The organism is uncultured Brachyspira sp. (genome assembly GCF_949287625.1).
GTDB lineage: Bacteria > Spirochaetota > Brachyspiria > Brachyspirales > Brachyspiraceae > Brachyspira.
In genome coordinates this window covers 1-14,200 of record NZ_CASEGO010000111.1, presented here as the reverse complement: position 1 = coordinate 14,200, position 14,200 = coordinate 1, and the positions used below count along the sequence as shown (strand labels likewise).

At 28.3% G+C, this 14,200-nt stretch carries 11 protein-coding genes; 4 read left to right on the top strand and 7 right to left on the bottom strand.

Annotated elements, in window-relative coordinates; genetic code table 11:
- Positions 1-179: 179 nt before the first annotated feature.
- From Q1X91_RS13420 to Q1X91_RS13410, 3 genes are read right to left on the bottom strand one after another with little or no spacing between them, the layout of a single operon-like run.
- The gene (locus tag Q1X91_RS13420) at positions 180-1,556 is read right to left on the bottom strand and encodes a sodium ion-translocating decarboxylase subunit beta (RefSeq protein ID WP_300758557.1); all 1,377 of its coding nucleotides are present in this window, start codon (positions 1,554-1,556) and stop codon (positions 180-182) included.
- A 31-nt stretch (positions 1,557-1,587) separates the two neighbouring features.
- On the bottom strand, positions 1,588-3,396 hold the full coding sequence (locus Q1X91_RS13415; RefSeq protein WP_300758554.1) for a biotin/lipoyl-containing protein: 1,809 nt from the start codon (positions 3,394-3,396) through the stop codon (positions 1,588-1,590).
- A 27-nt stretch (positions 3,397-3,423) separates the two neighbouring features.
- Positions 3,424-3,672: an OadG family transporter subunit gene (locus tag Q1X91_RS13410; protein WP_300758551.1), complete on the bottom strand. Its 249-nt coding sequence runs from the start codon at positions 3,670-3,672 to the stop codon at positions 3,424-3,426.
- A gap of 174 nt (positions 3,673-3,846) precedes the next feature.
- Here Q1X91_RS13410 and murI point away from each other — a divergent pair, with 174 nt between their 5' ends.
- Positions 3,847-4,674, top strand: a complete 828-nt coding sequence (murI, locus tag Q1X91_RS13405; protein ID WP_300758548.1) for a glutamate racemase — start codon at positions 3,847-3,849, stop codon at positions 4,672-4,674.
- Between the two features lies 1 nt (position 4,675).
- Here the strand turns inward: murI and Q1X91_RS13400 are convergent, their stop codons facing one another.
- A complete protein-coding gene (locus Q1X91_RS13400) occupies positions 4,676-6,100 on the bottom strand; it encodes a VWA domain-containing protein (protein WP_300758545.1) in 1,425 nt (474 codons plus the stop codon).
- On the bottom strand, positions 6,087-7,673 hold the full coding sequence (locus tag Q1X91_RS13395) for an AAA family ATPase (RefSeq protein WP_300758543.1): 1,587 nt from the start codon (positions 7,671-7,673) through the stop codon (positions 6,087-6,089). Before Q1X91_RS13395 ends, Q1X91_RS13400 begins: the two co-directional genes overlap by 14 nt.
- Before the next feature lie 143 nt (positions 7,674-7,816).
- On the opposite strand from Q1X91_RS13395, the gene Q1X91_RS13390 reads away from it, so the two are divergent.
- The gene (locus Q1X91_RS13390; RefSeq protein WP_300758540.1) at positions 7,817-8,428 is read left to right on the top strand and encodes an HAD-IA family hydrolase; all 612 of its coding nucleotides are present in this window, start codon (positions 7,817-7,819) and stop codon (positions 8,426-8,428) included.
- A gap of 13 nt (positions 8,429-8,441) precedes the next feature.
- Here the strand turns inward: Q1X91_RS13390 and Q1X91_RS13385 are convergent, their stop codons facing one another.
- Positions 8,442-9,368 carry a hypothetical protein gene (locus Q1X91_RS13385; protein ID WP_300758538.1) on the bottom strand — a complete coding sequence of 309 codons (927 nt, stop codon included), beginning with the start codon at positions 9,366-9,368 and terminating at the stop codon, positions 8,442-8,444.
- Between the two features lie 498 nt (positions 9,369-9,866).
- Positions 9,867-10,823: an alpha/beta hydrolase gene (locus Q1X91_RS13380; protein ID WP_300758536.1), complete on the bottom strand. Its 957-nt coding sequence runs from the start codon at positions 10,821-10,823 to the stop codon at positions 9,867-9,869.
- Positions 10,824-10,941: 118 nt separating this feature from the next.
- On the opposite strand from Q1X91_RS13380, the gene Q1X91_RS13375 reads away from it, so the two are divergent.
- Complete coding sequence (locus tag Q1X91_RS13375) at positions 10,942-12,072, top strand: glycosyltransferase family 4 protein (RefSeq protein WP_300758533.1); 1,131 nt, start codon at positions 10,942-10,944, stop codon at positions 12,070-12,072.
- A gap of 78 nt (positions 12,073-12,150) precedes the next feature.
- The gene (locus tag Q1X91_RS13370) at positions 12,151-14,028 is read left to right on the top strand and encodes an AMP-binding protein (protein WP_300758530.1); all 1,878 of its coding nucleotides are present in this window, start codon (positions 12,151-12,153) and stop codon (positions 14,026-14,028) included.
- Positions 14,029-14,200 lie beyond the last annotated feature (172 nt).

Below are 14,200 nucleotides of genomic sequence, written 5' to 3'. Positions count from 1 at the left end.
CTTATTTTATTAATGCTAAATAATACTTTATACTATTTATAAGTTATCATTACATCTATAAATAATTAAAATTTGACAAAATATAATTGTTTAGGTATAAACTAAATAATTTCTACTAACCAAAATAGAAAAGGAAGCCCAAAAATTGAGCTTCCTTTTTGTTTATTTAAATATACTTATTAACCTAATATAGCCAAAAGTACTCCAGCAGCAACTGCAGAACCAATTACACCAGAAACGTTTGGTCCCATAGCGTGCATAAGTAAGAAGTTATGAGGATTAGCCTCTTGTCCTACTTTGTTAGCAACTCTCGCAGCCATAGGAACAGCAGATACGCCAGCAGCTCCGATAAGAGGATTGATTTTGTCTTTGCTGAATAAATTCATAAATTTAGCAAGAAGTACTCCGCCTGCAGTACCCATAGAGAATGCTGCTAAACCTAATACCAATATACCAAGAGTTTCAAAACGCAAGAACTTATCAGCAGCTAATTTACTTCCTACTGATAAACCTAACATAATAGTAACAATATTTATTAATTCATTTTGAGCAGTTTTAGAAAGTCTTTCAGTAACACCTGATTCTCTAAGCAAATTACCAAACATAAGAGCACCAATAAGAGGAGCAGCATCAGGTAAAAATAAAGCTACAAGTATTATAACGCTAAGAGGAAAAATAATTTTTTCCCTTTTACTTACAGGGCGTAACTGTTTCATTTCAATTTTTCTTTCTTTTTCAGTAGTAAGCCATTTCATAATAGGAGGCTGAATAATAGGAACCAATGCCATATATGAATAAGCAGCAACAGCAATAGCACCCAATAAAGAAGGCGAAAGTCTTGAAGCTGTAAATATGGCAGTAGGACCATCAGCACCGCCTATAATACCTATAGAAGCAGCATCTTTCAAAGTGAAAGAAATCACTGGAACATAAGTTGATAGAATCATAGCACCAAGTAAAGTACCGAATATACCTATTTGAGCAGCAGCACCTAATAATGCAGTTTTAGGGTTAGCAATAAGAGGTCCGAAATCTGTCATAGCTCCAACACCTATAAATATGAATAATGGGAACAATCCAGATTCAATACCAAAAGTGTATATTTGACCTAAAAACCCACCGCTGCTTAAAGTTACTGGTATTCCGTTCATAACTTCAACTACAGGAAGTGCCGCAATATTAGCAATAGGAATATTAGCCAAAATACCGCCCATACCTATAGGAATAAGAAGTAATGGCTCAAAACCTTTAGCTATAGCAAGATAAACTAAAACTAATCCTACACAAATCATTATAAGATTCTGCCATAGCGGAACTGTTTTTACTTTAATATCATTTAATTTAGTTTGATATTTTTCTTGTTTGCTGCTTTCAGCTTTAGCCTGAGCTTCTGCTATTTCCTGTTCGCTTCTAGGAAAAAGACCTCCGAAAGCAGTATTTCTAGCCAAAGAAATAAGCGAATCTTTTATATTAAGGGGTTTTTGAGTACTTTCCTGAGCAAACACCATTGATGCTGTCATAAAGACAAGTGCAAATACTAAAAATATTTTTCTCATTATTTTTATCTCCTTACAACAAGCATCATCATTAGCCTACAATAGCCAATTCCTGACCAGCAACTACAGCGTCTCCTGGTTTTACTTTAACTTCTTTAACTACACCATTAGCAGAAGATTTTATTTCTACTTCCATTTTCATAGCTTCTACTATTAATACTGTAGAACCGTCTTGAACTTGTGTTCCAACTGGAGCTACTATTTTTAATACAGTACCAGGTAAACCAGCTGTAACTGGAGTAGCAGAACCTGAAGAAGCAGGAGCAGCAGTCTGAGAAGCACCAGCAGCTATACCATCTTTAATAGTATAGTCATAGCTTACTCCGTCAACTATAGCTTTACCGTTTTCTATTTTTATACCATAGCTTGAACCGCCTACAGTAACTGTAACTTCATTGCTTGAAGCTTGAGGAGCACCAGAAGAAGCAGCATTAGGAGCATTTTTTCTAATACCAAGTTTAGCTTCACCTTTAAGGAACTGTATACCTTTTTCTTTACAAGCAGCAGCTATAAATACATTTTCATCTGAAAGATCTGTTATACCAGCGTCTTTTAAAGCCTGTTCAGCAGCTTTTCTTCCTTTTTTAGGGTTTTTATCATCTATATCCATAGCAAGTTCAGTTGTAGGCTGTAAACCTAATTGCTCGCTTGCTATTTTTACTATTTCTGGGTCTGGAGTAGAAGGTGTTTTACCGAAATAGCCTAATACCATTTTACCATAACCGTCAGCTATTTTTTTCCAATTACCCTGCATTACATTATTAAATGCCTGTTGGAAATAGAATTGAGATACTGGAGTTACAGAAGTACCAAAACCGCCTTTTCTTACAACTTCAGTCATAGCTTTTATAACTTCTGGGAATCTGTTCATTACATTAATATCTCTCATCATCTGAGTATTAGCAGTTAAAGCACCGCCAGGCATTGGAGCAAACGGAATCATAGGCTCTACTGTTCTGCTTTCTGGCGGTAAGAAATAATCTTTCATGCAGTCTTTAAATACTTCTTCAGCTTCTCTGATTTTATCTATATCGATATTTAATTCATATTCAGTTCCTCTTAAAGCATGCCACATAACTATTAAGTCTGTCTGACAAGTACCGCCTGATACTGGAGCAGCTGAAAGGTCTATACAATCAGCACCTGCATCTAAGGCAGCTCTATACTGAACAGCACCTATACCAGCAGTTTCATGGCTGTGAACTTGTATATGCATATCAGAACCTAAAAGTTTTCTAGCTTCTTTAACTGTATCATAAACAACTTGAGGAGTTGAAGTACCTGAAGCATCTTTAAAACATACTGAATCAAATTCAACATTATCTTTAATTTGTTTTAATACTTTTGCATAAAAAGCAGCATCATGTGCACCTTCGCATCCAGGAGGCAAAGCCATCATACTAACGCATACTTGGTGTTTTAATCCAGCTTCTTTAATACATTTACCGCTGAAAATAAGGTTATTAACATCGTTTAATGCGTCAAAGTTTCTAATAGTTGTAACACCATGTTTTTTGAATAACTGAGCATGCATTTTTATCATTTCTCTAGGCTGAGATTCCAAACCAACTACGTTTACACCTCTTGCCAATGTTTGTAAATTAACATCAGGACCTACTGTTTTTCTAAAAGTATCCATTACATCAAAAGCATTTTCCTGATTGTAGAAGAAAGCACTTTGAAAAGTTGCACCGCCGCCTGATTCAAAATATGTAACACCCGCCTTAACAAAAGCCTCTACGGCAGGCATAAAGTCTTTAGATAATACTCTAGCACCATAAACAGACTGAAAACCATCTCTGAATGCTGTTAGCATAAATTTTACTTCTTTTTTAGCCATTCTTATATCTCCTTAAAAAACTCACTATTACTTAGATTTATTGCTGTGAACATGTGCCAAAGCTATAGCTATAGCAACCATCTTATCATTATTTACCGTTTGAACTGGTGCTGGAGAAGATGAAGAAACCTCTTGGGGCGGAGGCATTAACCTATCTACTTGAGCCACAACAGTACTAACTATTTTCATAACATATACTAATATAATCAAAAACAATACAACAACGCCCATACCTATGACCATTATTTGTAAAGCTTCCATAATACTACTATTCATCAAAAAATACTCCTATTTACTGTAAATTTTTAATATTAATTATACACTATATTTTACTTATATACAAGTGTATTTATTACAAAATATAGCTTTTATTTCACAATATCATTGACTTTATAGAAATACTTTATATAATAACTCATATTTATTTAGTTAACTTAATAGGGTAAAATTATGAATATCTATTCATCTGCCTTGAATATGCCTATAGCCGTTTTTGATTCGGGATTCGGAGGATTAACAGTATTAAAACAATTATTACGGATACTGCCTAATGAAAATTATATATATTTGGGTGATAATGTTAATATACCATATGGGGATAAGTCGGAAGAAGAAATTATTAATCTTACATCAAAAATGGTGGAATTCCTGATAAGCAAAAAATGCAAAATAATTATAATAGCATGCAATACTATATCAGCATGTGCATATGATATATTAAAACAAAAATATAATATACCTATTATAGAAGTAATATCAAATGGTGTAGCTGATGCCTTAAATAAAACAAAAAATAATAATATATCGGTAATGGCTACAGAGTTTACAGTTAATTCTAATGTCTACAAAAATAAAATAAATAAATATAATAAAGAAAGCAAAATTACTCAAATAGCCTGTAAAGAACTATGTCCTATGATAGAAAATGATTGGTACAGCTATGATAATAGATTAGATGTATTAGAAAACTATTTAAAAAATATAGATAAAAAATCTGATACTTTAATACTAGCATGCACTCATTATCCGCATATAATTAATGATATAAAAAAAACTTTAGAAAATAATATAAAAAACTCTATACAAAATATTATAGACCCCGCTTATCATACTTCTATGTCAGTAAAAGAATATTTGGAAAAAAATAATTTAATAAATACAGATAAAACTAATGACATAACAATATACACAACAGCATCAGTAGAAAAAGAAGAAAAAATTATAAATATATTTATGCCTAAAGATAGAAAATACAAATTAGAACATATAAAATTATAAATTAGTAAATCTCTTTTATACCGCTGTCAATATCAAATATCCAATGTTTATTAAATACTTTTTTATAAGAATAGCCAAATGGAAACTTACCAATAGATACAGCAAAAAATTTGTTCCCGTTATTTCTTTGCTTTGAGCATATTTTTACTAAATTATCCGGCATATCTTCCATAATAAAATCGGATAACACTAATACATCAGCATTTTTGAAAGAAGATGTATTCATTACTCTGTTTGCCTCATAAAGTGCTTTGTATATATCAGAGCCTCCATGATAGCTTAGTTTTAAAAACTTTATTAAATCTTCAATACCATTACTTTTAGTAAATTTGCATGTATATATTTCCGTACTGAAGTTTATAAGATAAGCATTTCTATTTTCAGATAAAGCCTGCATTACCATTTTAAACATTATAGCTTTGGCAATATACTCGCTAGTGCCCTTCATAGATCCGCTTGTGTCTATGCATATAATCATATCCCCTTTGCCTTCTTTATATCCAGCTTTAACAATATCAAAATCATGTTCATTAAATACATAGGCACTTTTATCAAAACACATAAGCCTATTTTCTATATATTTAAGCTTAAATAATTTTTCACTATCTTCATCGCATAAAAGTGAAAGCTCTTCTGGAACTACATTTTCTATATCTTTAGCAAAATATATTCCGACTATCTCCTCTTTAGAACTTATCTTTTTATTTGTATAACTATAAGTATTTTTAAACTCAATATTTTTTAAAGACTTTTCAATATCAGCTCTCTTTCCAATACTGCCGCATATAGCGTCTATTTCTTTTTTATATTCATTAATAAACTCAACCCATCTTTTTAATAAAGATATATCATTTTCTTCAAGCTCCCCTACCCTAAAATCCCATAATACTCCTGTTTTTATTCTTAATATATTTGACATGTATCTTAATTTTTTAATCAAACTAATCCAAGATTCTATATCTGAAATAAATTTATCTCTTTTTTCCTTAACTGTATGAACAAGCCATTCATTATTTTTTTTATTATAAGTTTTCTGCCATGAAGATAAAATATTATTTTTTATGATGTTTAAATTATCAGAATTATACAGTTTATCTTTCCAAAACTCTATACTATTATCATCTGATAAAACACTAAAACTATTTAAATCATTTATAATATCTTCTTTTGTAATTTTGATATTTTTATTTTTTAAGCTTTTTAATTTTTTTAATGATATTTCTAATTCAGTTTTATTTTCATCATAAGGATTATTTTCATTAGTAAAAGTATTTAAATCTTTTTTCCATTTTGTTATTTTTATTTCAAGTTCTTCTTCAAGTCTTTTTTCATTAATATTTTCAAAAGAGCCGTAAAAAACTCCTCTTGCCATACTTTCTGTTTTTTTTATTTCATTTCTATATGAATCATTATCAAATTGTTTCATGACTTTCTATTTCGCTTTTTATTCTTTGAGCGTCTAATTTTTCGCTTTCAAGATTATCTATATAAGAATTAAATATATCATCAAAAATATTAAATTTTTCCTCTGAAATAAATATGCTTTTAGTATTTTTTCTATTTGCATTATAATCATTTTTTAAGTTTATAATTATATTTTCAATACTTGATATTAATGAATTAAGAAGTTTAATATACGAAGATTTTTTTTCTTTTTCCTGTTTTTTATATCCGATTTTTTTCATATAAAAGTCTGGTTCAAACTCTTCTAAAAACTCATAATTTTTTGATAATTTATTTGATACAAAACCATTTACCGAAGTAGCAGAATTTATTTCTACAGTGCATTTATCTGTACCATTAAAACTGCATCTGAATTTTTTTGTCTGATTTCTTGATAAATCCAAAGGATAAAAATATCCCTTTTTACCTAACTGTTTTATTGGTATATATATTATAGTCTCGCCTTTATTTCCGTATTCATCTATATTGATATTTAATGTCTTTGCTATATGCGGTTTATCATCAATGTTTTCTGTATCATAAGTTTTTTCTAATTCATAAAACTCATTATTTATATTATCCTGAACACTCTTAAAACTCTCTCTCCATTCATTAATATGTTCATTATTAAAACTATATGAATCTCTTACTGCATTTTCAACAATAGTGCCTACAGCCTCAATATGCTCTTCCAAACTCCATAAACAATTCTCTATTAAAAAAGCCTCATAAATATCTGCCTCATCTTTATCATTTAAATATGCCGCTGTTTTCAGCAAGTATGATATATGCTGCCATCTTCTGTCTGATACATATATAGCAATATCTCTGTTATCTTCATTAAACTTTTCTATAGAGAGTTTAATTCTGTGAATTATATCAATAACTATTTTTGAAAGTTTTATATTATTAACTTCTTCTCTTATTTTCACCCATTCATCTGATGATATTTTAATCTCTTCATCAATTTGTATATATGAATTAATTTCAGTATTTTGAAGTATCTTTTCAAAATTATCTTTATTTTTCATAGGTCTTACCATCAAACGCATGATAAATCTGTCATACAATGCTTCAAGCCCCTGACCTTCTGGGGGTGTTTCATTGCTTGCAGAAATCAATGCCTTTAATGGAACTTTTATCTCTTTATATCCGTTTTTAAAAACTCTTTCATTTATTATAGTTAAAAGTGTATTAAGTATGGCAGGAGTACTTTTCCAAATCTCATCTAAAAATGCAAAATCACAGTCTGGAAGATATCCTTCTATCTTTCTAATATACCTATCATTTTTTAGCTCTTCTAGGCTAATAGGTCCGAATATATCCTCTGGAGTGCTGAATCTTTGCATTAAATACCCGAAGTATTTTGATTCCTTAAAAGCTGATGATACTCTCTTTGCAATAAAACTTTTAGCTGTACCCGGAGGACCGTATAAAAATACTGGCTTTCCCGCTACGGCACTTAAAAACGTTAATGCAACTATTTCTTCTCTTTCATAAAGTCCATCTGAAAGCAGACTAATAATTTTTTCAATTCTTAATTTAGTATTTTTCATATATGTGTTTCTCTCTTAATACTAATACTTTTTACAGTAAACGTATAAAACTTATTATATCATTTTTATTATAAATTGGAATTCTTTATTTTATAAGTTTATATGGTATAATTAATTTAAATAGTATAAATTAGGAATAAAAAATGATAAGCTCTGACAATATAAAATTATTAATATTTGATATGGACGGTACTTTAATAGATAGTGCAAATTTGCATTACTACTCATACAGCAACGCTTTTAAAGAATACGGCATAGAATTAGATAAAGATTATTACTACAATAAATGTTTTGGGCTTCATTATAAAACGTTCACAAATAATATTTTAAAATTAAACAATAAACTTACAGATGATGAAAATAAAAATAATGAACTTATAGAAGAAATACATAACAGAAAAGAAGATATATACTTACAAAATTTGAATATGGTTAATATTCATCCTCTGATGTTGGAAATACTAATTGACAGTAAAAAAAAATCTAAATATACAGCATTAGCAACAACTTCCTCTCCGAAAGGAGTTTATGCTATATTAAAAGAATTCTATCTTGAAAAATTATTTGATTTAGTATTAACAGGAAATGATATACAAAATAAAAAACCTCACCCAGAAATATTTTTTAAATGTATCAATCATTTTAATGTAAAAGAAGAGGAAAGCATTATATTTGAAGACAGCGAAGTAGGACTTGAAGCTGCAAGTCAAACTAATGCTTGGGTTATAAAAGTAGAAAAGTGGGCAAAGATTTAAGTTATGATATTTTTTATCTTTTAAAAAATTTACTTAAAAACATAGTTATAAATCCGTTTGCCCAGCTAAATATACCAATCTTTATTGATATGATTAGATACTCAAAGAAATTCATTTTTTTATCAGATGAAAACTCTATATTCATATTATCATCATATAAATTTTTTTCAAAGTATCCATGATGAAAATTAAATTTATGATAGCCCGTACCATCAAAACCAAAATTATTTGTAAAAGATTTTTTTGAAGGCCAAATACATAATTTTTTATTTTTATACATTGTAAATGAATAATAAATATCCCATAAATTATTTTGAACATAAAGATTATCCTTAACAGACTTTTTTATAGCAAGTAAATGAAACCAAGAAAAAACTCCTCCTAATATTTTATGCTTAATACTTTTATTATACCAAGAAGTATCGCAAGTATCCCAATTTATATTATTCCATTTATTCCTCCAAGTACCCCAGCCCCAACTATGAAAAGCGTATGTAAATATAACATCATGTTTATGATTTTTAGTAGCATGTTTATGTGAGAATGCTGTTATAGCCATAATATCTTCATCATCTTTATAATAATTCAAAGCATTATTCATAAACTCAAGAAAATGTTTATTTGTTTCAATATCATCTTCCAAACCTATGAAATATTCATGATGCTCAAATATTGTGTTTACAGCATTAACAGTGGAATATTTTATACCTAAATTTTTTTGAGCTTCATATATATAAACATTTTTAAATCCTTCATTTATGGTTTTTAAATATTCTCTAAGCTCATAAACAGATGCTTCATCTTCTTTTTTACTAGGTGCATCTGAAAATATATATAAATCAGTATCTGAAGCCAAAGTATTTTTCTTTAAAGCCTCAATAACTCTTTTTGTATGTTCAATTCTATTATAAACTACTAAGCCTACAGGTGCTAAGTACATAAAAACTCCTTTAATTTTATAATTATTAAAAAATATTTGTATTATTTGTATTAAAGGAATATTCATCAAATTATATATTGGCTTAAAAGAGTTATTATTTTTTTATTTTCAAAGTAAACCGAAAAAAATATTAATTTATTTTTTATAATCAAATAATTAATTGAAAGCAGAAATTGATTGTCTAATAAAATCTTTATTAAAACTAAGTCCTGCAATGACAATAGAAGATTTATACTATAAGAAATAGAATATATTTTATAGTATATTAATGAGTTTTGAGTTTTGAGTTTTGAGTTTTGAGTTTTGAGTTTTGAGTTTTGAGTTTTGAGTTTTGAGTTTTGAGTTTTGAGTTTTGAGTTTTGAGTTTTGAGTTTTGATATTCATAATAGATAACATTATATTTTATTTATATTAATTTGTCAATGATATATGATGAAAAAAAAACTATACTGCAAAAATATTTTATAATTACAGTATAGTTAAAACTTTAATAAAAAATTATTTTTTGTATTTGTTCATAAACTTCTCAACTAAGTCAAACATATCTTTAGTCCAAAACTGCCAATCTCCATGGTCAGCATTTTTAAGTGCATAAAACTCATATACTCTGTTTTCTTCTTTTAACTTATCAGCTAAAATCTTACTTTGATTAAAAGGAACAACACTATCAGCCGTTCCATGTGCCAAGAATATAGGAGGCATATTACTAACTTTTGAAATCTCATAATAAGGACTTATTCTTTTAGCCTCTTCTGGAAAATCATAAACATTTTTTCTGCCAATCAAAATACCTTCTGGACTATCGGCATCTCCAGTAGTTGAGCCTAAAGGATCATTTCTCATCTCAAGCAAATCGGTAGGAGGATAATAAGCTATTATTGCATTAATATTAGGTATTGTATTGTCATTTTCATTTAAAGGTATTGCTGTAAATAAGGCAGTATGTGCTCCTGAAGAATCACCCCAAACGAATATATTATTAGTATCTGCATTATATTTATCAGCATTATTTATCATAAAATTAACAGCATCTCTTGCATCTTCAATCTGTGCTGGAAAAACTGCAATGTCGCTTGGTCTGTACTCTGCTATTGCTGCAACATAACCTCTTCTAGCAAAATCTGCCATTGCTGCTGCATTTTTATATACATTCTGTTTTTTCCATGCTGAACCTTTTATTTCAATTACTAGCGGATATCTTGCATTAGCATCAACTTTAAGAAGTCTTGGAACAAATATCTGAAGAGTTAAATCTATATTATCTTTACTTGCATAAACAACATCAGGATTATAATCAATATTGTAAGTAATATTTTTTTGTTCAAATATTATACTTCCATCTTCATTTGTTGACATTGTAAAATTATTCATATCATTTTCCTTATTTGAATTAGCATTATTACATGAAATAATAATAGAAAAAATAATAATCATCAAAATAAATATATTTTTCATTTTTGCTCCTTAATATGTAAGATTATACGTGTATATAAATATATAATATAATTAATATAAAAAAAATCAACAATAAATTCTGCTTGTAAGATTATAAAAAATAAATTATTATTGATATATGAATAATTACAATATAAAAAAAATAGCTGTACTTCACCCTACATTCGGATACAATGGCGGAGCTGAAAATGTAATATTATCAAGTGCTGAGTATTGGCATAGTATTGGTATAGAGACTGTAATTTATACCTACAGATTAAGAGATAATGTGCCAGATTATATAAAGCAAATAAAAACAGATATTACATTAAACCCTTTTTTATTTAATAAAACATCTAAATTTTTAACTAATGAATTAAAAAAGTATGATGCAGTTTTAATACACAATTTCCCAGCTGCAATATTTTTCGGACTTGCATACGATTATGCTAAAAAAAATAATATAAAATTACCTAAAAGTTTTTGGTACTGCCATGAGCCAAGCGTAAGGCTTTACGGATATGATGATGAAAGCTATAAAAAACTTCAAAAAACTTTGGATATAATAGCAAGATACACTATGCATTTAGACAGACTTGGAGTAAGCAAAATAGATTATATAATATCAAACAGTATAAGAACTAAAGAAAGTATTAAAAGAGTTTATGATAGAGAAGCTGAAGTTATATACCCATGTATTACATCAAATATTGATTTTATGGAGATAAAAGAAAGCGAACATTTTTTATATATAGGAAGAATAGAAAAGCCGAAAAATATAGAAAATGCATTATCAGCTTTTAAAATATTATTAGAAAATATTGATAATAAAGATTTGAAATTTATTATAGCTGGAAAAGGAAGGCATGAAAAATATTTAAAAAACTTTGTAAAAAAAATTAATTTAGAAAATAATATAATATTTAAAGGTTTTGTATCAGAAGAAGAAAAAAAAGAATTATTAAATAAAAGCTACGCTCTAGTAATGCCAGCTGTGAATGAACCATTCGGACTTACGGTTATAGAGGCATTATACTGCTCCTGCATATCAATAATATCAAATAAGTCTGGAGTTTATGAGGCTGTTAAGGACTATTCTATAAGCTGTAATACAGAAAATATAGAAGAAATTTATAAAGCTATGTTGCTGTCATATAAAGATAAAGAAATAAAAGAAAAATTTTTAGAATTATCAAAGTCATCAATACATAATTTTACAGTATTATCATACAGTGAAAATATGATAAAATACATTGTAAAGTACTTGTAATATTTTCAATATGTATTATAGTTATAATTCACTACTCATTTTTATATACAAAATAGTTATAATTAATTAGGAGATTTTATGAGAAATTATACATCTATACCTAGTGCTTTTTTTGAAACAGTACAGAACATGCCGCAAAGTCCTGCATATAGATATAGAAATAATAATGATGAAAAAGTTACAATTACATATAAAAAACTTTATGATAAAATAAATGCAATAGCAAAAGCATTTGAAGTAAAAGGATTGGCACAAAAACATGTGGCTATATTTTCTGAAAACAGAATAGAATGGTTTGTATCCGATATGGCACTATTAGCATTAGGTTCTGCTGATGTACCTAGAGGTATAGATTCCACTTCTGATGAGTTAAACTATATAATAGAACACAGTGAAGCTCAAGCCGTACTTGTAGAAAATAAATATGTATTTGAAAAAATAAAAAAACATCATAAAGATTTATCATTAATAGTTTTTCTTGACAGTTCTATGCATGATCCAGAAAATAATATATATGCTTTTGATAAATTTGAAGAACTTGGAGAGGAACATTTAAAAGGCGATGAAGAGTTCGTTATAAAAAAAGCAGCCAAATTAACAAATGAAAGAACAGCAACTATAATATATACTTCAGGAACAACAGGAAAACCTAAAGGAGTAATACTCACTCATGGAAATATACTTCATAATGTGAGAGTGCTCCCGGATATAATAAAATTAAAATCAGGAGAAAAACTTTTAACTATTCTTCCTATATGGCATATATATGAAAGAACAATATCATATGTAACTGCTATAACAGGCTGTTTTACTGCTATAACAAATAAAAGATATTTAAAAAATGATTTTACCGAAGAAAAACCTGATATATTTATTTCAGTACCTGCCATATGGGTTAATATATATAATACTGTAATGAAAAATATAGACAGAAAAAATGCTTTTCTAAAGAAGTTCATTAAATTTATAATAAAAAGATCTATAAGTTATATAAGAAGTGTAAGGTATAAGAATAATTTAGTTTATCTTATTGGAGATGAAAAAATAGAGGATAAAAAAGCAGAATACAGCATAGGAATGTTTGACCCTATATTTCATAAAATAGCTAAAAAAATGGTATACAGCAAAATAATGGAATTAACAGGAGGAAAGATACGCCTTACAATATCAGGAGGAGGAGCATTGCCTATGTATATTGAAGATTTTGTTGAGGCAGTAGGTATAAACCTAGTAGTCGGCTGGGGAATAACTGAAACTTCTCCGGTAGTTACATTAAGATCTCCGTACAAAAATTACAGAGGAACATGCGGATCTCCTATACCGGAAGTTAAAATTGAAATTAGAGATAAAGACGGTAATTCATGCAAAGACGGAGTTATGGGAGTTTGCTGGATTAAAGGACCAAATATATTTAAAGAATATTATAAAGATCCTCAATTAACTGCAAAGGCAAAAATAGATGATTTCTTCAATTCAGGAGATTTAGGAACATATACTCAGGAAGGAGAAATAGTTTTAACAGGAAGAGCTAAAGAGACTATTGTTCTTCTTACTGGTGAAAATGTAGAGCCTCAGCCTATAGAAAATAAAGCTCTGGAATCAAGCTATATATCGCAGATAATGCTTGTAGGTCAGGATAAAGCATCTGCTGGTGCAATAGTGGTTATCAATAAAGAAAATATTAAATACCATTTTGATAAAGAAAAGATTGCCTGCGATGAAAAAAATCTTGCCTCTTCGAAAGAAGTTTATAAACTTATAAGAGAAGAATTAGACAGACTTATTAATTATAAAAATGGTTTCAGACCTTATGAAGCTATAGCAAAAATTATTATAACTGATGAAGAGTTTACTATTGAAAACGGACTTCTCACACAGTCTCTAAAAATAAAAAGAGCCAATGTTACAGAAGCATACAAGGATAAAATAGAGGCTCTATACGAGAAAAAACTATAATAATATAAAATATTTTTAATTTAGTATGATACTATTATCATGCTAAATTAATCCATATATACTTCTTAATTATTTTTTAATTTAAAATATTCTATTGCTTTAATAAGTTCATTAGCCTCATTTAATAATGATTCTGATGCAGAAGTAGCTTCAGTAACTAAAGAAGCATTTT

Coding starts and splice junctions, on each gene's coding strand:
- Q1X91_RS13370 (WP_300758530.1), top strand. CDS start 12,151: ATGAGAAATTATACATCTATACCTAGTGCTTTTTTTGAAACAGTACAG.
- Q1X91_RS13395 (WP_300758543.1), bottom strand. CDS start 7,673: ATGAAAAATACTAAATTAAGAATTGAAAAAATTATTAGTCTGCTTTCA.
- Q1X91_RS13400 (WP_300758545.1), bottom strand. CDS start 6,100: ATGAAACAATTTGATAATGATTCATATAGAAATGAAATAAAAAAAACA.
- Q1X91_RS13415 (WP_300758554.1), bottom strand. CDS start 3,396: ATGGCTAAAAAAGAAGTAAAATTTATGCTAACAGCATTCAGAGATGGT.
- Q1X91_RS13375 (WP_300758533.1), top strand. CDS start 10,942: ATGAATAATTACAATATAAAAAAAATAGCTGTACTTCACCCTACATTC.
- murI (WP_300758548.1), top strand. CDS start 3,847: ATGAATATCTATTCATCTGCCTTGAATATGCCTATAGCCGTTTTTGAT.
- Q1X91_RS13385 (WP_300758538.1), bottom strand. CDS start 9,368: ATGTACTTAGCACCTGTAGGCTTAGTAGTTTATAATAGAATTGAACAT.
- Q1X91_RS13410 (WP_300758551.1), bottom strand. CDS start 3,672: ATGAATAGTAGTATTATGGAAGCTTTACAAATAATGGTCATAGGTATG.
- Q1X91_RS13420 (WP_300758557.1), bottom strand. CDS start 1,556: ATGAGAAAAATATTTTTAGTATTTGCACTTGTCTTTATGACAGCATCA.
- Q1X91_RS13390 (WP_300758540.1), top strand. CDS start 7,817: ATGATAAGCTCTGACAATATAAAATTATTAATATTTGATATGGACGGT.
- Q1X91_RS13380 (WP_300758536.1), bottom strand. CDS start 10,823: ATGAAAAATATATTTATTTTGATGATTATTATTTTTTCTATTATTATT.